This window comes from Pseudomonas fluorescens (assembly GCF_001708445.1).
Lineage (GTDB): Bacteria > Pseudomonadota > Gammaproteobacteria > Pseudomonadales > Pseudomonadaceae > Aquipseudomonas > Aquipseudomonas gorinensis.
This window is the reverse complement of the sequence record NZ_CP015637.1, coordinates 1,391,257-1,409,491: the sequence shown is the minus strand read 5'-3', so window position 1 is coordinate 1,409,491 and position 18,235 is coordinate 1,391,257. Positions and strand designations below refer to the sequence as shown.

At 60.2% G+C, this 18,235-nt stretch carries 19 protein-coding genes; 15 read left to right on the top strand and 4 right to left on the bottom strand.

From position 1 onward, the window contains the following. The first annotated feature begins 76 nt into the window (after nucleotides 1-76). From A7317_RS06280 to ispD, 5 genes are all read left to right on the top strand, one after another. Nucleotides 77-1,708, top strand: coding sequence for a CTP synthase (locus A7317_RS06280; RefSeq protein WP_024073839.1), 1,632 nt, complete (start codon nucleotides 77-79; stop codon nucleotides 1,706-1,708). 5 nt (nucleotides 1,709-1,713) lie between these two features. Further along, entirely contained in the window at nucleotides 1,714-2,559 is an 846-nt protein-coding gene (gene kdsA / locus A7317_RS06275) for a 3-deoxy-8-phosphooctulonate synthase (protein WP_024073840.1), read from the top strand. 152 nt (nucleotides 2,560-2,711) lie between these two features. Continuing rightward, nucleotides 2,712-4,001 (top strand): phosphopyruvate hydratase, encoded by a 1,290-nt coding sequence (eno, locus tag A7317_RS06270; RefSeq protein WP_024073841.1) that lies wholly within the window; start codon nucleotides 2,712-2,714, stop codon nucleotides 3,999-4,001. 171 nt (nucleotides 4,002-4,172) lie between these two features. After that, nucleotides 4,173-4,451 carry a cell division protein FtsB gene (gene ftsB / locus A7317_RS06265; protein ID WP_003172294.1) on the top strand — a complete coding sequence of 93 codons (279 nt, stop codon included), beginning with the start codon at nucleotides 4,173-4,175 and terminating at the stop codon, nucleotides 4,449-4,451. After that, complete coding sequence (gene ispD / locus A7317_RS06260) at nucleotides 4,448-5,158, top strand: 2-C-methyl-D-erythritol 4-phosphate cytidylyltransferase (RefSeq protein WP_024073842.1); 711 nt, start codon at nucleotides 4,448-4,450, stop codon at nucleotides 5,156-5,158. Before ftsB ends, ispD begins: the two co-directional genes overlap by 4 nt. Before the next feature lie 103 nt (nucleotides 5,159-5,261). On the opposite strand, the gene A7317_RS06255 is transcribed toward ispD, so the two are convergent. Then, on the bottom strand, nucleotides 5,262-6,164 hold the full coding sequence (locus A7317_RS06255; RefSeq protein ID WP_069075389.1) for a LysR substrate-binding domain-containing protein: 903 nt from the start codon (nucleotides 6,162-6,164) through the stop codon (nucleotides 5,262-5,264). A 109-nt stretch (nucleotides 6,165-6,273) separates the two neighbouring features. On the opposite strand from A7317_RS06255, the gene A7317_RS06250 reads away from it, so the two are divergent. The 8 genes from A7317_RS06250 (at nucleotide 6,274) to rpoS (ending at nucleotide 13,393) form a co-directional block, all read left to right on the top strand. Continuing rightward, nucleotides 6,274-7,386, top strand: coding sequence for an S-(hydroxymethyl)glutathione dehydrogenase/class III alcohol dehydrogenase (locus A7317_RS06250; protein ID WP_017137160.1), 1,113 nt, complete (start codon nucleotides 6,274-6,276; stop codon nucleotides 7,384-7,386). 8 nt (nucleotides 7,387-7,394) lie between these two features. Continuing rightward, nucleotides 7,395-8,240 (top strand): S-formylglutathione hydrolase, encoded by an 846-nt coding sequence (gene fghA, locus A7317_RS06245; protein WP_069075388.1) that lies wholly within the window; start codon nucleotides 7,395-7,397, stop codon nucleotides 8,238-8,240. Between the two features lie 54 nt (nucleotides 8,241-8,294). Further along, a complete protein-coding gene (gene ispF, locus A7317_RS06240) occupies nucleotides 8,295-8,768 on the top strand; it encodes a 2-C-methyl-D-erythritol 2,4-cyclodiphosphate synthase (RefSeq protein WP_024073845.1) in 474 nt (157 codons plus the stop codon). Further along, nucleotides 8,765-9,823, top strand: a complete 1,059-nt coding sequence (gene truD / locus A7317_RS06235; protein WP_069075387.1) for a tRNA pseudouridine(13) synthase TruD — start codon at nucleotides 8,765-8,767, stop codon at nucleotides 9,821-9,823. The genes ispF and truD overlap by 4 nt, the downstream gene beginning before the upstream one ends. Further along, a complete protein-coding gene (surE, locus tag A7317_RS06230; protein ID WP_024073847.1) occupies nucleotides 9,811-10,560 on the top strand; it encodes a 5'/3'-nucleotidase SurE in 750 nt (249 codons plus the stop codon). The genes truD and surE overlap by 13 nt, the downstream gene beginning before the upstream one ends. A 41-nt stretch (nucleotides 10,561-10,601) precedes the next feature. Then, nucleotides 10,602-11,237 carry a protein-L-isoaspartate(D-aspartate) O-methyltransferase gene (locus A7317_RS06225; RefSeq protein WP_169850588.1) on the top strand — a complete coding sequence of 212 codons (636 nt, stop codon included), beginning with the start codon at nucleotides 10,602-10,604 and terminating at the stop codon, nucleotides 11,235-11,237. Nucleotides 11,238-11,445: 208 nt separating this feature from the next. Further along, the gene (locus A7317_RS06220; RefSeq protein ID WP_024073848.1) at nucleotides 11,446-12,282 is read left to right on the top strand and encodes a peptidoglycan DD-metalloendopeptidase family protein; all 837 of its coding nucleotides are present in this window, start codon (nucleotides 11,446-11,448) and stop codon (nucleotides 12,280-12,282) included. A 106-nt stretch (nucleotides 12,283-12,388) separates the two neighbouring features. Further along, nucleotides 12,389-13,393 (top strand): RNA polymerase sigma factor RpoS, encoded by a 1,005-nt coding sequence (gene rpoS, locus A7317_RS06215; RefSeq protein WP_024073849.1) that lies wholly within the window; start codon nucleotides 12,389-12,391, stop codon nucleotides 13,391-13,393. A gap of 209 nt (nucleotides 13,394-13,602) precedes the next feature. Here rpoS and A7317_RS06210 read toward each other — a convergent pair whose 3' ends face one another. Beyond that, nucleotides 13,603-13,812: a cold-shock protein gene (locus A7317_RS06210; protein ID WP_002554837.1), complete on the bottom strand. Its 210-nt coding sequence runs from the start codon at nucleotides 13,810-13,812 to the stop codon at nucleotides 13,603-13,605. A 388-nt stretch (nucleotides 13,813-14,200) separates the two neighbouring features. On the opposite strand from A7317_RS06210, the gene dcd reads away from it, so the two are divergent. Beyond that, complete coding sequence (gene dcd, locus A7317_RS06205) at nucleotides 14,201-14,767, top strand: dCTP deaminase (protein ID WP_003189215.1); 567 nt, start codon at nucleotides 14,201-14,203, stop codon at nucleotides 14,765-14,767. 107 nt (nucleotides 14,768-14,874) lie between these two features. Then, the gene (locus A7317_RS06200) at nucleotides 14,875-15,072 is read left to right on the top strand and encodes a hypothetical protein (protein WP_024073850.1); all 198 of its coding nucleotides are present in this window, start codon (nucleotides 14,875-14,877) and stop codon (nucleotides 15,070-15,072) included. Between the two features lie 3 nt (nucleotides 15,073-15,075). On the opposite strand, the gene pdeM is transcribed toward A7317_RS06200, so the two are convergent. Further along, nucleotides 15,076-15,726 (bottom strand): ligase-associated DNA damage response endonuclease PdeM, encoded by a 651-nt coding sequence (gene pdeM, locus A7317_RS06195; RefSeq protein WP_024073851.1) that lies wholly within the window; start codon nucleotides 15,724-15,726, stop codon nucleotides 15,076-15,078. After that, a complete protein-coding gene (locus A7317_RS06190; protein ID WP_069075386.1) occupies nucleotides 15,726-18,206 on the bottom strand; it encodes a ligase-associated DNA damage response DEXH box helicase in 2,481 nt (826 codons plus the stop codon). The genes pdeM and A7317_RS06190 overlap by 1 nt, the downstream gene beginning before the upstream one ends. Nucleotides 18,207-18,235: the final 29 nt, after the last annotated feature.

Here is an 18,235-nt window from a genome sequence, read left to right as displayed (position 1 = left end):
GTGATCGGGGGCTTCGGCCTTCCTTCGCTTTCCCCGGCGGCTCGGACCGCTTTAACGCAGACTTCTAGGGTTTTTCATGACGCGCTACATATTCGTCACGGGCGGTGTTGTTTCTTCATTGGGGAAAGGCATTGCCTCCGCTTCATTGGCGGCCATCCTGGAGGCGCGGGGACTTAAGGTCACCATGCTCAAGCTGGACCCATACATCAACGTTGACCCGGGCACCATGAGCCCGTTCCAGCACGGTGAAGTGTTCGTCACCCACGACGGCGCCGAGACCGACCTGGACCTGGGCCACTACGAGCGGTTCATCCGCACGACCATGACCCAGAACAACAACTTCACCACCGGCCGTGTCTACGAACACGTGCTGCGCAAGGAGCGTCGTGGTGACTACCTGGGTGCAACCATCCAGGTGATCCCGCACATCACCGACGAAATCAAGCGCCGTATCATCAAGGGTGCGGGCGATGCCGACGTGGCGATGGTCGAGATCGGTGGCACCGTGGGTGACATCGAATCCCAACCGTTCCTCGAAGCCATCCGCCAGTTGCGTTTCGAAGTCGGCGCCAAGCGCGCGATGCTGATGCACCTGACCCTGGTGCCGTACATCGCCACCGCGGGCGAGACCAAAACCAAGCCAACCCAGCACTCGGTCAAGGAACTGCGTTCCATCGGCTTGCAGCCGGACGTGCTGGTGTGCCGCTCCGATCACCCGATCGATATCTCCTCGCGTCGCAAGATCGCGCAGTTCACCAACGTTGAAGAACGTGCGGTGATTGCCCTGGAAGACGCCGACACCATCTACAAGATCCCAGGCATCCTGCATTCCCAGGGCCTGGACGATTTTGTGGTCGAACGTTTCGGCCTGCAATGCAGCGGTGCGGACCTGTCCGAGTGGGAAGCCGTGGTCGACGCCAAGCTCAACCCTGAGCACGAAGTCACCATCGCCATGGTCGGTAAGTACATGGAGCTGCTGGATGCTTACAAGTCGCTGATCGAAGCGATGAGCCACGCCGGCATCAGCAACCGTACCAAGGTCAACCTGCGCTATATCGATTCCGAAGACATCGAGAACCAAGGCACCGCGCTGCTCGAAGGCGTTGATGCGATCCTCGTTCCCGGTGGTTTCGGCCTGCGTGGCGTGGAAGGCAAGATCACCGCCGTGCAGTACGCCCGTGAGAACAAGGTGCCGTACCTGGGGATCTGCCTGGGCATGCAGGTGGCCGTTATCGAGTTCGCCCGTAACGTGCTGGGCTGGAAGGACGCCAACTCCACTGAGTTCGATCACTCCAGCGGCCACCCGGTCGTGGGTCTGATCACCGAGTGGGAAGACGCCACCGGCGCCGTTGAAACCCGTACCGAAACCTCCGACCTGGGCGGCACCATGCGCCTTGGCGCACAGGACTGCCTGCTGGAAGCGGGTTCGTTGGTTCACGACTGCTACGGCAAGGATGTGATCGTCGAGCGTCACCGTCATCGCTACGAAGTGAACAACAACCTGCTGCCGCAGATCAAAGCCGCCGGCCTGAAAATCTCCGGTCGCTCGGGTGATGGCAAGCTGGTTGAAGTGGTCGAGGCGCCGGATCATCCGTGGTTCGTGGCCTGCCAGTTCCACCCTGAGTTCACCTCGACACCGCGCGACGGTCACCCGTTGTTCAGCGGTTTCGTCAAAGCAGCACTGACGCAACATCAGAAGAAGGCGTAAACCTGATGGCCCAGAAGATCATTCGCGTTGGCGATATCGAGATTGCCAACGACAAGCCCATGGTGCTGTTCGGCGGCATGAACGTGCTGGAAAGCCGCGACATGGCGATGCAGGTCTGTGAAGAGTACGTAAAGGTGACCCAGAAACTGGGTATCCCTTACGTGTTCAAGGCCAGCTTCGACAAGGCCAACCGCTCGTCCGTGACCTCCTACCGGGGCCCGGGCCTTGAAGAAGGCATGCGGATCTTCCAGGACATCAAGCAAGCCTTCGGCGTGCCGATCATCACCGACGTCCACGAGCCTGAACAGGCTGCCGTGGTCGCCGAGGTGTGTGACATCATCCAGTTGCCGGCCTTCCTGTCGCGCCAGACCGACCTCGTGGTCGCCATGGCCAGGACCGGCGCTGTGATCAATATCAAGAAAGCCCAGTTCCTCGCGCCTCAGGAGATGAAACACATCCTGAACAAGTGCGTGGAAGCAGGTAACGACCAGTTGATCCTCTGTGAGCGCGGTTCGAGCTTCGGCTACAACAACCTCGTGGTGGACATGCTCGGTTTCGGCATCATGAAACAGTTTGAATACCCGGTGTTCTTCGACGTGACCCATGCGCTGCAAATGCCAGGTGGCCGCGCCGATTCCGCGGGTGGGCGTCGTGCCCAGGTATTGGACCTGGCCAAGGCGGGCATCAGCCAGTCCCTGGCCGGGCTGTTCCTGGAAGCCCACCCGGACCCGGACAACGCCAAGTGCGACGGCCCCTGCGCCCTGCGCCTGGACAAGCTGGAGCCATTCCTGGCCCAACTCAAGCAGTTGGACGAACTGGTCAAGAGTTTTCCGACGGTAGAGACCGCGTAAGCGCCATTTCTCCGTGTAGGAGCCGAGCTTGCTCGCGATGAGGCCCGATAGGGCACTATTACTGGCAAGTTTGTTCCAAGTATTGCAATGTGCGCGACAAGTTAAATCGAGCGGTATAGAGCGTTTTCGTCAACTTTGGAGTGTTTACAACAATGGCAAAAATCGTCGACATCAAAGGTCGTGAAGTTCTCGACTCCCGTGGCAACCCCACCGTCGAAGCCGACGTGCTTCTCGATAACGGCATCATCGGCAGCGCCTGCGCGCCGTCCGGTGCTTCCACCGGTTCGCGCGAAGCGCTGGAACTGCGTGATGGCGACAAGAGCCGTTACCTGGGCAAAGGTGTACTGAAAGCGGTAGCCAACATCAACGGCCCGATCCGTGACCTGTTGCTGGGCAAGGACCCGCTGGACCAGAAAGCCCTGGACCACGCGATGATCAAGCTCGACGGCACTGAAAACAAAGGCAGCCTGGGCGCCAACGCCATCCTCGCCGTGTCCCTGGCCGCTGCCAAGGCCGCCGCCCAGGACCAGGACCTGCCGTTGTACGCCCACATCGCCAACCTCAACGGTACTCCAGGCGTGTACTCCATGCCGGTGCCGATGATGAACATCATCAACGGCGGCGAGCACGCGGATAACAACGTTGATATCCAGGAATTCATGGTGCAGCCGGTTGGCGCCAAGACCTTCTCCGAAGGCCTGCGCATGGGCACCGAGATTTTCCATCACCTCAAGGCTGTACTGAAGGCCCGTGGCCTGAGCACGGCGGTGGGTGACGAAGGTGGTTTCGCACCGAACCTGGCGTCCAACGAAGATGCACTCAAAGTGATCTCCGAAGCCGTGGCCAACGCAGGCTACAAGCTGGGCACCGACGTGACCCTGGCCCTGGACTGCGCGGCCAGCGAGTTCTATGAAGACGGCAAGTACAACCTGTCCGGCGAAGGCCAGGTGTTCAACTCCGAAGGTTTCGCTGAATACCTGAAGGGCCTGACCCAACGCTACCCGATCATCTCGATCGAAGACGGCCTGGACGAGTCCGACTGGGATGGCTGGAAAATCCTCACCGACAAGATCGGCGAGAAAATCCAGCTGGTGGGCGACGACCTGTTCGTGACCAACACCAAGATCCTGAAAGAAGGCATCGACAAGAAGATCGCCAACTCGATCCTGATCAAGTTCAACCAGATCGGCACCCTGACCGAAACCCTGGAAGCCATCCAGATGGCCAAGGCTGCGGGCTACACCGCCGTGATCTCCCACCGCTCCGGCGAAACCGAAGACTCGACCATTGCCGACCTGGCCGTGGGCACCTCGGCGGGCCAGATCAAGACCGGTTCCCTGTGCCGTTCCGACCGCGTGTCCAAGTACAACCAATTGCTGCGTATCGAAGAGCAACTGGCAGGTAAAGCCAAGTACAACGGTCGCGGTGAGTTTCGCGGCTGATCAGTAAATGGTAAAAAGTCGTCGGGTTGCGTCGGAAAGATCACGACAGTGTGAATTTCAACGCTAATCTGGTGGCTATCAAGCACAAGCCTGGTTCTTCCAGGCTTCGTGCTATCAGTTGCTGTAAAAGTTTTGCATGGCGGTCTTTTTTCACTGGATACCCGATATTCGATGCGCAGTCCCAATTGGTTGTTCCTCGTCTTGCTCTTGTTGCTGGCTGGCCTGCAGTACCGCCTATGGGTGGGTAATGGCAGCTTTGCGCAGGTAAAAGACCTGACCCAGCAAATTGCCGACCAGCACGCCGAAAATGAACGCCTGCTGGAGCGTAATCGCGTGCTCGATGCCGAAGTGCTTGAGCTGAAAAAAGGCACGGAGACCGTTGAAGAGCGGGCTCGTCATGAATTGGGCATGGTCAAGGAGGGCGAAACCCTCTACCAGTTGGCCCAATGAACAACCGCTTGCCGGCCTTCTGGGCCGTGATTCCTGCCGCGGGCGTCGGTGCCCGTATGGCCGCGGACCGTCCCAAGCAATATCTGCAATTGGGCGGGCGCACTATTCTCGAACACAGCCTTGGCTGTTTCCTCGACCACCCATCGCTCAAGGGCCTGGTGGTCAGTCTTGCTGTTGATGACCCTTATTGGCCCAACCTGGCGTGTGCCGCCGACCCGCGTATTCATCGCGCGGACGGTGGCTCTGAGCGCTCGGGTTCGGTACTCAATGCACTGCTGCACCTCAATGCCTTGGGTGCCAGCGATGACGATTGGGTACTGGTGCACGATGCCGCGCGGCCCAACCTGAGCCGTGATGATCTCGACAAACTGCTGGGCGAGCTCGCGGACGACCCGGTGGGTGGCTTACTCGCCGTGCCAGCCCGCGACACCCTCAAGCGCGTGGATAAGCACGGCCGTGTGGTGGAAACCGTCGACCGTAGCCTGATCTGGCAAGCCTATACGCCACAGATGTTCCGTCTGGGGGCCTTGCACCGTGCGTTGGCTGACAGCCTGGTCGCCGATGCGCTGATCACCGACGAAGCCTCGGCCATGGAATGGTCCGGCCAGGCGCCGCGCCTGATCGAAGGGCGCTCGGACAATATCAAGGTGACCCGGCCGGAAGACCTGGAGTGGCTGCGGTTGCGGTGGGTGAATCGTTCACTGTAGGAGCGAGCTTGCTCGCGAAAAACGTCAACGATAACGCAGGATGCCTGGATTAACGCGGCGCTCTCAGGATTTTCGCGAGCAAGCTCGCTCCTACAGGGTTTTGCTAAGCCTCTACGCTGTACTCCGGCCGCTCGGCCAGCCCCTCCTTCAAGAAATCCACCAGCTTCCTGACCTTCGGCGACAAATGCCGCTGCTGTGGATACAGCGCCCACACCGCCGTATTCGGCGGTTGATGCGCCTCCAGCAACGACACCAGCGCGCCGCTGTGCAGATGCTCCAGCACGTAATAATCCGGCAGTTGGCACAGCCCCGCCCCTTGCAGCGCCGCATCCAGCACTGCCTGGCCACTGTTGCAGCGCCAGTTGCCCTGCACGCGTTGGGAAAATTCCCGCCCATCCTGGGCCAGTTGCCAGATATCCGAGCTGCCAATCAGGCAGTTATGCCGACTCAATTCCGACAGGCTATGTGGCCGACCATACCGCGCCAGGTAAGACGGCGACGCGCACAGGTACATACGCCTCGGGGCCAGCCGGCTGGCGACCATGCGTGAGTCTTGCAGGCGTCCCAGGCGGATCGCCAGGTCAAGGCCTTCGTGCACCAGGTCCAGTTGCCGATTGCTCAATTCGATATCCACCCGCAGTTGCGGATAGAGCGCCATGAACCGTGTCACCAGCGGCACGATAAAGCGTTCGCCATAGGCCACGGCGCACGTCATGCGCAGCATGCCCTTGGGTTCGCTACCCAGGTCGCCGACCGCGCGCAGGGCTTCTTCGCGACCGTCCTGCAAGCGCTGGCAATGTTGCAGGAAGGTCTGGCCGGCTTCGGTCAGGGTGACCTTGCGCGTGCTGCGATACAGCAACCGCGTTTGCAGGCGTTCTTCCAGGCGCGCCACTTGCCGGCTGATATGGGACGAGGACACCCCCAGTCGCTCGGCTGCCGCAGTGAATTGGCTGCATTCAGCGACGGCGACGAACTCATCGATGCCTTCCCAGCGGTTCTCCAGCATGGTGATTGTCCCTGTACAGCAATAAAGTTTTGCTTTCGCTTGGATTATTAATCAGCGGAGCATGTTTTACACTCACCGTCTAAGTTTTTAACTCCCAGGAGAAACCCGGATGATCAAGTCCCGTGCCGCCGTGGCCTTCGAAGCCAAGAAACCCCTTGAGATCGTTGAAGTGGATGTCGCCATGCCCAAGGCCGGCGAAGTGCTGTTGCGCGTGGTCGCGTCCGGCGTTTGCCATACCGATGCCTACACCCTGTCGGGGGCTGACCCTGAAGGCATTTTCCCGTCGATCCTGGGGCACGAAGGTGGCGCGGTGGTTGAAGCCATCGGCGAGGGCGTCACCTCGGTCGCGGTCGGCGATCACGTGATCCCGCTGTACACCCCGGAATGCGGCAAATGCAAATTCTGCCTCTCGGGCAAGACCAACCTGTGCCAGGCCATCCGTTCGACCCAGGGCAAGGGCCTGATGCCCGATGGCACCACGCGTTTTTCCTACAAGGGCCAGCCGATTTTCCACTACATGGGCACCTCGACCTTCTCGGAGTACACCGTGCTGCCGGAAATTTCCGTGGCCAAGATTCCTAAAGAAGCACCGCTGGAAAAAGTTTGCCTGCTCGGTTGCGGCGTCACCACCGGCATTGGCGCGGTGATCAACACCGCCAAGGTCAAGCCGGGCGACACCGTGGCCATTTTCGGCCTGGGCGGTATTGGCCTGTCAGCGGTGATTGGTGCGGTAAAGGCCAAGGCCGGTCGTATCATTGCCATCGACATCAACCCCGCCAAATTCGAAATCGCCAAGCAATTGGGCGCCACCGACTGCATCAACCCGAAAGACTATGACCGCCCGATCCAGGACGTGATTGTCGATTTGACGGACGGTGGCGTGGACTTTTCCTTTGAGTGCATCGGCAACGTACAGCTGATGCGTGCCGCCCTTGAGTGCTGCCACAAAGGCTGGGGCGAGTCGGTGATCATCGGCGTGGCCGGCGCCGGCCAGGAAATTTCCACGCGTCCATTCCAGCTGGTGACCGGGCGCGTCTGGCGCGGTTCGGCCTTCGGTGGCGTGCGCGGCCGGACGGAATTGCCAAGCTACGTGGAAATGGCGCAGACCGGCGAGATCCCGCTGGACACGTTCATCACCCATACCATGGGCCTGGAAGACATCAACAAAGCGTTTGACCTGATGCATGAAGGCAAGAGTATTCGTACCGTCATCCACTTCTGAGGTCGGCCATGAGTCTGGAAAACCTGTCGTGCCAGAAAAGCTTCGGTGGCTGGCATAAACGCTATAAGCATCACTCCGACGTGCTCGGTTGCGACATGACCTTCGCCGTCTACCTGCCGCCGCAGGCGGAGCAGGGCGGCAAGCTGCCGGTGCTGTATTGGCTGTCCGGATTGACCTGCACCGATGAGAACTTCATGCAGAAAGCCGGCGCCCAGCGCATGGCGGCCGAGCTGGGGCTGATCATCGTTGCGCCCGACACCAGCCCTCGTGGCCCTGGGGTGCCGGGTGATCCGGACAACGCCTGGGATTTCGGCCTGGGCGCCGGCTTCTATCTGAATGCCACCCAGGAACCCTGGGCCAAGCACTATCGGATGCATGACTACGTGGTGCAGGAATTGCCCGCATTGGTTGAAGCGCATTTCCCGGCTTCGGGCAAGCGCGGGATCAGCGGTCACTCCATGGGTGGCCACGGTGCGCTGGTGTGCGCCTTGCGCAACCCTGGGCGGTACCTCTCGGTGTCGGCGTTTTCGCCGATCAACAACCCAATGGATTGCCCGTGGGGTCAGAAAGCCTTTTCCCGCTACCTGGGCGAAGAGCGCTCCAAGTGGCGGGAATGGGATGCCTGCGCACTGATCAGCGAAGCCTCGGAAAAGCTGCCTCTGCTGGTTGACCAGGGCGACCGCGACGACTTCCTCGAGGTGCAGCTCAAGCCTGAGGCCTTGCTGCAGGCGGCGAAAGCGGCCAGCCACCCGCTAGAACTACGCCTGCAGCCTGGCTATGACCACAGCTACTTCTTTATCGCCAGCTTCATCGAAGATCATTTGCGACATCATGGTCGTGCTTTGCTCGGTTAATGTGAGGCAAAAGTAGGTAGAATCACGCCCTGAATTAAATCGGGGCGTTTTTTTATGCGTATTGGCCACGGCTATGATGTGCACCGTTTCGCTGAAGGCGATTTCATCACCCTGGGCGGCGTGCGCATCGCACATCACCATGGGTTGCTGGCTCATTCCGACGGCGATGTCGTGCTGCATGCCTTGAGCGATGCTTTGCTCGGCGCGGCTGCACTGGGTGATATCGGCAAGCATTTTCCGGACACCGACCCGACGTTCAAGGGCGCGGACAGCCGTGTCCTGTTGCGCCATGTGGTCGGACTGATCCATGCCAAGGGCTGGAAGGTCGGCAACGTCGATAACACCATCGTCGCCCAGGCGCCAAAAATGGCCCCCCATATTGAAGCGATGCGCGCACTGATTGCTGCGGATCTGCACATTGAACTGGATCAAGTGAACGTGAAAGCCACCACCACCGAGAAGCTCGGGTTTACCGGTCGTGAAGAGGGCATTGCGGTGCACTCCGTCGCCTTGTTGCTGCGCGCATGAATGACCTGCAACTGCTGGGCCCACGGGCCTACGGCGAGGCCTTGGGCCGCGCGGTACTGAAGGCGACGGCCGAAGATTTCCAGGTCGACGAAGTGCTGGATATCCCATTGACCGGCGAGGGCGAACACCTGTGGTTGTGGGTGGAGAAACGCGGCCTCAATACTGAAGAAGCTGCACGGCGTATCGCCAAGGCCGCTGGCGTCCCGTTGCGTACCGTCAGCTACGCCGGGCTCAAGGATCGCCAGGCGCTCACCCGCCAATGGTTCAGCGTGCAGTTGCCGGGCAAGGCTGATCCGGATATGAGCGCGGCGGAAAACGACACCCTCAAGATCCTGAAAACCGCTCGCCATAAACGCAAGCTGCAACGCGGTGCGCATTCGGCCAACGGCTTTACCCTGCGCCTGACGCAGTTGGCAGGTGATCATGCGGCTATCGACGCACGCTTGCAACTGATCGCCCAGCACGGCATTCCCAACTATTTCGGTGCGCAACGGTTTGGCCACAACGGGGGCAATGTGGTGGACGCGCGTGAGTGGGCGGTCCGCAAGGCCTTGCCGGAGCAGCGCAATGTGCGTTCGCGCCTGCTGTCCACTGCGCGCAGTTTCCTGTTCAACAAAGTGTTGGCTGCCCGTGTCGCGGATGGCTCCTGGCAACGCGCCCAGGTGGGTGATTTGCTGGCCTTTACCGACAGTCGCAGTTTTTTCCCGGCGGGGGAGGCTGAATGCAGCGACCCGCGCCTGGCGATCCTCGACCTGCACCCGACAGGGCCACAGTGGGGCGAGGGTGACTCACCGACGACCGGCGCAACCCATGAACTGGAACAGGCCGTCGCCGCCAGTGAACCCGACCTGCGCGATTGGCTGGTGAATGCCGGCATGAGCCAGGAACGTCGCATTCTGCGACTGCCCATTGGCGGGTTGACGTGGCATTATCCCGGGCCTGACATTCTGCAATTGGAATTCGTCCTGCCGGCCGGATGCTTCGCCACTGTCTTGGTGCGCGAGCTTGTTGATCTGGTGCCGGTGGGGCAGACGGACAGCCCATGCGTATTCTGATATCAAACGATGACGGTGCCACCGCACCCGGTCTTGCCGCGCTTCATGCTGCGCTGGTGGATTATGCCGAGTGCGTGGTGGTCGCCCCGGACCAGGACAAGAGTGGCGCCAGCAGTTCGCTGACGCTCGATCGTCCGCTGCACCCGCAGATCCTGGCCAATGGCTTTATCAGCGTGAACGGTACCCCCACCGACTGCGTGCACCTGGCCATCAACAGCCTGTTGGAACAAGAGCCTGACCTGGTTGTGTCGGGCATCAACCTCGGTGCGAACCTGGGCGACGACGTGCTGTATTCCGGTACCGTGGCGGCGGCCCTTGAAGGCCGCTTCCTCGGGCGTACCTCGTTCGCGTTCTCGTTGGCCTCGCGCCAACTGAGCAATTTGCCGACCGCGGCCTATTTCGCGCGCAAACTGGTGGAAGCCCACGGCTCCCTGGACTTGCCACCGCGTACGGTGCTCAACGTCAATATTCCCAACCTGCCCCTCGAGCATATTCGCGGCATCCAGCTGACGCGCCTGGGTCACCGCGCCCGCGCGGCGGCGCCGTTGAAAGTGGTCGACCCGCGTGGCAAGGAGGGGTACTGGATCGCCGCCGCAGGCGACGCCGAAGATGGCGGCCCCGGCACGGACTTTCATGCGGTGATGCAAGGCTATGTCTCGATTACCCCGTTGCAACTCGATCGCACCTTCAGTGATGCCTTCAGTAGTCTCGATGGCTGGCTGGAGGGCCTGCGCTGATGGCTCGTGAACAAGACGACCTGCTGCGTCGTGGCATCGGGATGACTTCCCAGCGTACTCGTGAGCGTTTGATCCAGCGTCTGTACGAAGAGGGCTTGTCCAACGCCCAGGTACTCGAAGTGATCCGGCGCACGCCTCGGCACCTGTTTGTCGATGAAGCCCTGGCCCATCGTGCTTATGAAGACACGGCGCTGCCGATCGGCCATAACCAGACGATCTCCCAGCCGTACATGGTCGCGCGCATGAGCGAACTGTTGCTGGCGGCGGGCCCGCTGGACAAGGTGCTGGAGATCGGCACCGGCTCCGGCTACCAGACGGCCGTGCTGTCACAGTTGGTGGAGCGCGTCTTCTCGGTGGAGCGGATCAAGGTGTTGCAGGATCGCGCCAAGGAGCGCCTGGTGGAACTCAACCTGCGCAATGTGGTGTTCCGCTGGGGCGATGGCTGGGAAGGTTGGCCGGCGCTGGCGCCTTACAACGGCATTATCGTCACGGCGGTGGCCACGGATGTGCCGCAGGCGTTGCTCGACCAGCTGGCTCCTGGCGGCCGCTTGGTGATCCCGGTGGGTTCCGGCGAAGTGCAACAATTGATGCTCATTATCCGTGAGGACGAAGGCTTCTCCCGGCATGTGCTCGGGGCGGTACGTTTTGTGCCGCTGCTCAATGGCCCGCTGGCCTGATCATTTGTGCGCGAGCAGTGAATTCTGTTGGCGGGGATGTGTCTTACGGCGGGGTCTATTGAGTCAACATCATCGGCAGCGGCCTTAAACATGATGCGTTTTTCGTTTCGGTCGTGTGCCGGTAAAAAGCCAATGCCCAGTTATACTTGCGTCATATTTCCAGCCTGATACAGGCGTTCATGTTCAGCCACCATAAAGGGAGCGGCGGGTGAGTCTCACAGGTCTTGCGCAGCGTATGAGTAAAACAAGCTTTCAGCGACTGGTGCTTGGCCTTGTCTTTAGTTCCTTATTGGCAGCCTGCTCGAGCGCGCCATCCGGTGGCGCGCGCGTGGTAGACCGTAATAACGCGGTGCCGCAAAAACCGACGGTTACCACTGGTCAGTATGTAGTACGAAAGGGGGACACGATGTTCTCGATCGCCTTTCGCTACGGCTGGGATTACAAGGCGCTTGCCGCCCGCAACAACATCCCTGTGCCCTACACGATACATCCGGGTCAGACCATTCGTTTCGATGGACGCACCGGTTCAACGCCTACGACAGTTGTGACAAGCTCCGGATCCTCGCCGTCGTCTTCGAGCAAAACCACGATCATCACTCGGCCTGCAGGCAGCGCCACGCCTACAGTTGCGAGCAAGCCGGCGCCCGCGCCGTTGCCGCCTGCGGGGCCTGCGCCGACCGGTTGGGGATGGCCCTCAAACGGAGTGTTAATTGGAAAATTCTCTTCAAACGGTAGTTTGAATAAAGGCATTGATATCGCCGGGGATTTGGGACAGCCTGTTTTAGCTGCGTCTGATGGGACAGTGGTGTACGCCGGGAGTGGTTTACGGGGCTACGGCGAGCTGGTCATCATCAAGCACAGCGATACCTACGTCAGTGCCTACGGTCACAACCGCAGGCTGTTGGTTCGGGAGGGGCAGCAGGTCAAAGTCGGACAGACAATTGCCGAAATGGGATCAACTGGTACGGACCGGGTGAAACTGCACTTTGAGATTCGCCGTCAAGGGAAGCCTGTAGATCCGCTGCAATTCCTACCCCGTCGTTGATATGTTGCACAGCCTGTTCCCTCACGTAGAAGGAACAGGCTCCAGCGTTGCCAAGGATAAAGGCGCCGCTTGAGCTTGAGGTCGAACTCACCAAAGGACTATAACAATGGCTCTCAGTAAAGAAGCGCCGGAGTTTGACATCGACGATGAGGTTCTCCTTATGGAGACCGGCATCGCTACGGAATCGATGTCGAATGAGGGACCTGCTGTACCTTCAGTTCGCACCAAATCCAAGAACTCCGCTGCGTTAAAGCAACACAAGTACATTGACTACACGCGGGCGCTAGACGCCACCCAGCTGTATCTCAATGAAATCGGCTTTTCCCCTTTGCTGACTCCCGAAGAAGAAGTCCATTTTGCGCGCTTGTCGCAAAAGGGTGATCCGGCTGGGCGCAAGCGCATGATTGAAAGCAACCTGCGTCTGGTGGTGAAAATCGCCCGACGCTACGTCAATCGTGGACTGTCCCTGTTGGACCTGATCGAGGAGGGCAACCTGGGCTTGATCCGGGCCGTGGAGAAGTTCGACCCTGAGCGGGGCTTCCGCTTTTCGACCTACGCCACCTGGTGGATTCGTCAGACCATCGAACGGGCGATCATGAATCAGACCCGAACGATCCGGTTGCCGATCCACGTGGTCAAGGAGCTCAACGTCTACCTTCGGGCGGCGCGTGAGCTCACACAAAAACTCGATCATGAACCTTCACCCGAAGAAATCGCCAACCTGCTGGAGAAGCCGGTAGGGGAGGTCAAGCGTATGCTCGGACTTAACGAGCGCGTGTCTTCGGTCGATGTCTCGCTGGGTCCGGATTCGGATAAAACCCTGCTGGATACCCTGACGGATGATCGTCCGACAGATCCTTGCGAACTGTTGCAGGACGATGATCTTTCCCAAAGCATTGACCAGTGGCTCTCTGAGCTCACGGACAAGCAGCGTGAAGTGGTGATACGTCGCTTCGGCCTGCGTGGTCATGAGAGCAGTACCCTGGAGGACGTAGGCCTGGAGATCGGCCTGACCCGTGAGCGGGTGCGGCAGATCCAGGTGGAAGGGCTCAAGCGCCTGCGTGAGATCCTGGAGAAAAATGGCTTGTCGAGTGAGTCGTTGTTTCAGTAACGACGCAGCTTGAATGCTTGAATGTGGGAAGGGGCTTGCCCCGATGGCGATGGTTCGGTCAACTCTGGATTGACTGGCACACTGCAATCGGGGCAAGCCCCCTCCCACATTTTTTTGTGCCAGGCATCAGGTTGGCACCAGTACCAAATCCCAGGCATAAAAAAACCCCGCTTTTAAGGGCGGGGTTCTTTCGACTAAGTCAGTACAAGTTAGATAACTTGAACTTCTTCAGCTTGCATGCCTTTCTGACCGCGGGTAGCGATGAAAGAAACCTGTTGGCCTTCTTTCAGGCTTTTGAAGCCGTCGGATTGGATAGCTTTGAAGTGAACGAACAGGTCGTCACCGGATTGTGGAGTGATGAAGCCGAAGCCTTTTTCATCGTTGAACCACTTAACGGTACCAGTTTGGCGATTAGACATGGTGTATCTCCTTGGACAAAGTTAACTGCGACTCAGGAAAAGCCCTGGCCGAGACTGAGTGCAAAGAGCAGGAAAAATTCTTGGAGATGGTTGGATCGAAATTCAACATATCGTGTAGAGATTCTCAGTGACACAAGCAGCACAGTGGCGCCACCTTAACCCTTTTTCCGGAACGTGCCAATGGTATTTCCGAAGGTTTCTCTATTTTCGTGACTGGCGGTGGTATTTACAGTCGCCTGATGCGGTACGCCGGGCGCCGGCCCCGCGGGTTGCGGCTTATTGCAGGGCGCACATTCATCAACAAAAAACCTGCGCCCTTTGAACCCCAACGCCGGCCCCGGTAAGATGCCCCACAGAATTTTTCCACCTCGCTATTCAGGACACCGCCATGAGCATCAAATCGGACAAGTGGATTCGCCGCATGGCGCAAGAGCACGGCATGATCGAACCGTTCGTTGAGCGCCAGATTCGCGGTGAAGGCGATGAGCGCGTGATTTCGTACGGTGTGTCCAGCTACGGCTACGATGTGCGCTGCGCCGATGAGTTCAAGGTGTTCACCAATATCAATTCGGCGATCGTCGATCCGAAGAACTTCGACGAAAAGAGCTTTGTCGACGTCAAGAGCGACGTATGCATCATCCCGCCAAACTCCTTCGCCCTGGCGCGCACCGTGGAGTTCTTCCGTATTCCCCGCGACGTGCTGACCATTTGCCTGGGTAAAAGTACCTACGCTCGCTGCGGCATTATCGTAAACGTGACGCCACTTGAGCCAGAGTGGGAAGGCCACGTGACCCTGGAGTTCTCCAACACCACCACCCTGCCTGCGAAGATCTACGCCAACGAAGGCGTGGCGCAGATGCTGTTCCTGCAGTCTGACGAGGCCTGTGAAGTGTCCTACAAAGACCGCGCCGGCAAGTACCAGGGCCAGCGCGGCGTCACCTTGCCACGCGCTTGATCGAAAGGTCTTACACGTCTAGGGAATTAGTCTGAGGGAAGTGACTCTATTGGGTGTACTGCCTCGGTACGTGCAAAACGTACCGAGCCACGCTTGAGGAGTACCTTATGAAGATCAATCCGCGAATCAGCGCCGAACTTGCCCGGCTTGAACCCAACCAGATTGGCGTTCTGGCCTGGTCCCTGATGGCCGATCCTGCTTATGCGGGCGGCATCCCCGGTCAACCCGATCCGGATTACCCGCAGCCCAGCGAACCCGGTGAACCGACACTGCCGGACGAGCCACCACCCGCGCCAGTTGCCTGAGATCTAACCGACTGGCCAGACCTCATGATCGCCGATAACAAATGTTCGGCGGTCATTCGCCCGTTCCACTGCAAAGCCACCGGTAAACGCGCCAAATGCCGGCAGCAGGCTGACGCGTGCGCCAAGCTGGAAGCACGGCAGGCGCAGACTCTGGCGGCCCTTGCCGCGCAAGCGATACACCGGATGCACATGCCCAGCCAACACGTGGTGGCTGGGGTGGGCGTGCGGTTCGTGTTGCAGGGCGAACGGACCCATCAGCAACGGCTCGGGGACCACCTCCATTCCCAGGTCGGCTGGCGGGTCGCCGGCGCGTTTGTCGTGATTGCCACGAATCAACGTCAGGCTCATACCCGCATGGCGCACGCGCCATGCCCTCAGCGCCTCCAGCGTGCCACTGGCGTGGGATCCGGGGCCGTGCAGGAAATCGCCAAGAAAGATTACTTGCACGCACGGTAGTGTTGATAGCAGTCGATCCAGGCGCCGCAGGTTCTCGGTGGTGGTTCCCTGCGGTACCGGCTGCCCCAGGCTGCGATAGGCTGAGGCTTTGCCGAAATGCGCATCGGCAATTAACAGGCACCGGTGTGCAGGCCAAAAGACAGCCCTGTCCGCCAGCAACCACAGTTCTTCTCCCTCAAGTGTCACCGAGCAAACCATCAGCGCTTCCCGTTATCCGCGACTTTTTCCAGGTCCCTGACCATCCGCGCAATGCGCTCCGAGAGTTTTTCCGAACTCAGGCTCTCGCGCATCCGTTCCACCAGCAGGGGAAAGGCCAGCGGCGTAGGCCGTTCGATCAGGTGCAGGTCCAGTTTCAGCGCCGACAGATGAAGCAACGTTTCTTCGAGTCGGCGAATATCCAACTCATCACGCAGGACTTCTTCCCCAGCCTGGGCCAGCAGCAGGTTTTGCGGGTCATATTGCTTGAACACTTCAAAAAACAAACCACTGGAAGCCTGGACCTGGCGCGTGCTTTTCGGCGCGCCGGGGTAACCTGCGAATACCAGCCCGGCGATGCGCGCGATTTCGCGAAAGCGGCGCAGAGCCAGTTCCCCGGCGTTCAGGCTGGCGATAACGTCCGTCAGTAAGTCCGCGGGGCTCAGTAATGCTTCGTTCAGCCTCAATGGCCAATCCACTTCAGTGGCGCTCAATAGCTCCAGCCCGTAATCATTGACGGCAATCGAAAACGTCACAGCCTGCTCTTGGCTGACCCGCCACGCCAGCAAGCTTGCCAATCCCAGGTGCACCTGACGCCCGGCAAACGGGTAAAGAAACAGGTGCCACCCCTCCCGCGACCTGAGGGCTTCGGCCAGCAGATGCTCACGGGTCGGCAGCCCGGACCAGCGCAACTGTGTCTGCAGCAGGGGGCGCACCGCCTGCATCTCCGGGCCTTGGAAGTGGCCCTGTGCCGCCGCATCAAAACGCTCGACGACGGCCTGCGCCAGCTCATTGGAGAGCGGCATGCGCCCGCCATTCCAGCGTGGCACAGCGGCTTTTTTCGCGGTGCCGCGGCGCACATAGGCGGTCATGTTTTCCACGCGCACCAGCTCCAGCAAGCGCCCGGCAAACAGGAAGCCATCACCCGGCTTGAGCCGCGCGATAAAACCTTCCTCGACACTGCCCAAGTGCTTGCCGCCGCCGCCCTTGCTCCAGAACTTCAGCTGGATACTGGCGTCGCTGACGATGGTACCTACGCTCATGCGGTGACGACGCGCCAGCCGGGCATCCGGGACGCGCCAGATACCGTGCTCGTCCGGCTCGACACGGCGGTAATCCGGGTAGGCGGTCAGCGATAGGCCGCCATGGCGAACAAACCCCAGTGCCCACGCCCAATCGGCGTCCGTGAGGTCGCGATAGGCCCAGGCCCCGCGGACTTCCGCCAGCAGCGCGTCGGGCGTAAAACCACCGCCCAGGGCCATGCTCACCAGGTGCTGTACGAGGACATCCAATGGTTTGTACGGCGATTCGCGCGCTTCGATGCGTCGCTGGGCAATCGCATCCTGGGCCGCTGCCGCTTCTACCAATTCCAGGGTATGGGTCGGCACCAGTGTCACCCGTGATGGTCGCCCTGGCGCATGCCCCGAGCGTCCGGCGCGCTGCATCAGGCGCGCGACGCCTTTGGCGGAGCCAATCTGCAACACGCGCTCCACCGGCAGGAAATCCACGCCCAGGTCCAGGCTCGACGTGCACACCACGGCCTTGAGTTGCCCATCTTTCAGCGCGCGCTCCACCCAGTCTCGGGTTTCCCGTGCTAGCGAGCCGTGGTGCAGGGCAATCAAACCGGCCCAATTCGGACGCGCATCCAGAATGGCCTGATACCAGATTTCTGACTGCGCCCGCGTATTGGTAAACACCAGGCAACTGCTGCAGGCATCTACCTCGGCCACCACCTGCGGCAGCATCTTCAAGCCAATATGCCCGGCCCAGGGGAAGCGCTCAGCGACGGGCGGCAGCAAGGTGTCGACCTGCAAGGGCTTGCTGGTTTGCCCCTGGACGTTGATGCCACCGCCTTGTGGGACCAAGACCTCCAAGGCGTGGGCCTGGTTGCCCAGGGTCGCTGAAATCCCCCATACCATCAGCTCAGGGTGCCAGCGCCGCAACCGTGCCAACGCGAGTTGCAACTGCACGCCGCGCTTGTTGCCGATCAATTCATGCCATTCGTCCACCACCACCAGGCGCAACTGCGCCAGGCTCGCCTCGCTGTCGGCGCGCGCCAGCATGAGGGTCAGGCTTTCCGGGGTGGTGACCAGGGCGGTGGGCTGACGCCGCGTTTGGCGCGCGCGCTCGTTGCTGCTGGTGTCGCCGGTGCGCAGGCCAACGCTCCAGGGAATCTGCAACGCCTCCAGCGGTGCTTCCAGGGCACGCGCCGTGTCGGCGGCCAGGGCGCGCATGGGCGTGATCCACAACACCGTCAACGGTTCAGCCGGGGCTTTGCGCTTGCCGTTGGTTGGCGGGCGGGTGATGGCGAAGCGATTGAGCGCGGCAAACCACAGGGCGTAGGTTTTACCGGCACCGGTGCTGGCATGCAGCAGCCCCGACTGCCCATGCTTGACCGCCGCCCACACGTGTTTTTGAAAGTCGAACGGCTTCCAGCCTTTGGCGGCAAACCATTTCTTGGCGAAGTCGATGGGTTTTGCCATGCGGCGGCTGATATTCCGGAGGGTCTATT

Excerpts from the sequence above, each read along its gene's own strand:
- surE (WP_024073847.1), top strand. The coding sequence starts at position 9,811 with ATGCGTATTCTGATATCAAACGATGACGGTGCCACCGCACCCGGTCTT.
- A7317_RS06210 (WP_002554837.1), bottom strand. The coding sequence starts at position 13,812 with ATGTCTAATCGCCAAACTGGTACCGTTAAGTGGTTCAACGATGAAAAA.
- truD (WP_069075387.1), top strand. The coding sequence starts at position 8,765 with ATGAATGACCTGCAACTGCTGGGCCCACGGGCCTACGGCGAGGCCTTG.
- A7317_RS06250 (WP_017137160.1), top strand. The coding sequence starts at position 6,274 with ATGATCAAGTCCCGTGCCGCCGTGGCCTTCGAAGCCAAGAAACCCCTT.
- rpoS (WP_024073849.1), top strand. The coding sequence starts at position 12,389 with ATGGCTCTCAGTAAAGAAGCGCCGGAGTTTGACATCGACGATGAGGTT.
- dcd (WP_003189215.1), top strand. The coding sequence starts at position 14,201 with ATGAGCATCAAATCGGACAAGTGGATTCGCCGCATGGCGCAAGAGCAC.
- kdsA (WP_024073840.1), top strand. The coding sequence starts at position 1,714 with ATGGCCCAGAAGATCATTCGCGTTGGCGATATCGAGATTGCCAACGAC.
- A7317_RS06190 (WP_069075386.1), bottom strand. The coding sequence starts at position 18,206 with ATGGCAAAACCCATCGACTTCGCCAAGAAATGGTTTGCCGCCAAAGGC.
- fghA (WP_069075388.1), top strand. The coding sequence starts at position 7,395 with ATGAGTCTGGAAAACCTGTCGTGCCAGAAAAGCTTCGGTGGCTGGCAT.
- A7317_RS06225 (WP_169850588.1), top strand. The coding sequence starts at position 10,602 with ATGACTTCCCAGCGTACTCGTGAGCGTTTGATCCAGCGTCTGTACGAA.
- ispF (WP_024073845.1), top strand. The coding sequence starts at position 8,295 with ATGCGTATTGGCCACGGCTATGATGTGCACCGTTTCGCTGAAGGCGAT.
- ispD (WP_024073842.1), top strand. The coding sequence starts at position 4,448 with ATGAACAACCGCTTGCCGGCCTTCTGGGCCGTGATTCCTGCCGCGGGC.
- A7317_RS06255 (WP_069075389.1), bottom strand. The coding sequence starts at position 6,164 with ATGCTGGAGAACCGCTGGGAAGGCATCGATGAGTTCGTCGCCGTCGCT.
- A7317_RS06280 (WP_024073839.1), top strand. The coding sequence starts at position 77 with ATGACGCGCTACATATTCGTCACGGGCGGTGTTGTTTCTTCATTGGGG.
- eno (WP_024073841.1), top strand. The coding sequence starts at position 2,712 with ATGGCAAAAATCGTCGACATCAAAGGTCGTGAAGTTCTCGACTCCCGT.
- A7317_RS06200 (WP_024073850.1), top strand. The coding sequence starts at position 14,875 with ATGAAGATCAATCCGCGAATCAGCGCCGAACTTGCCCGGCTTGAACCC.
- ftsB (WP_003172294.1), top strand. The coding sequence starts at position 4,173 with ATGCGCAGTCCCAATTGGTTGTTCCTCGTCTTGCTCTTGTTGCTGGCT.
- pdeM (WP_024073851.1), bottom strand. The coding sequence starts at position 15,726 with ATGGTTTGCTCGGTGACACTTGAGGGAGAAGAACTGTGGTTGCTGGCG.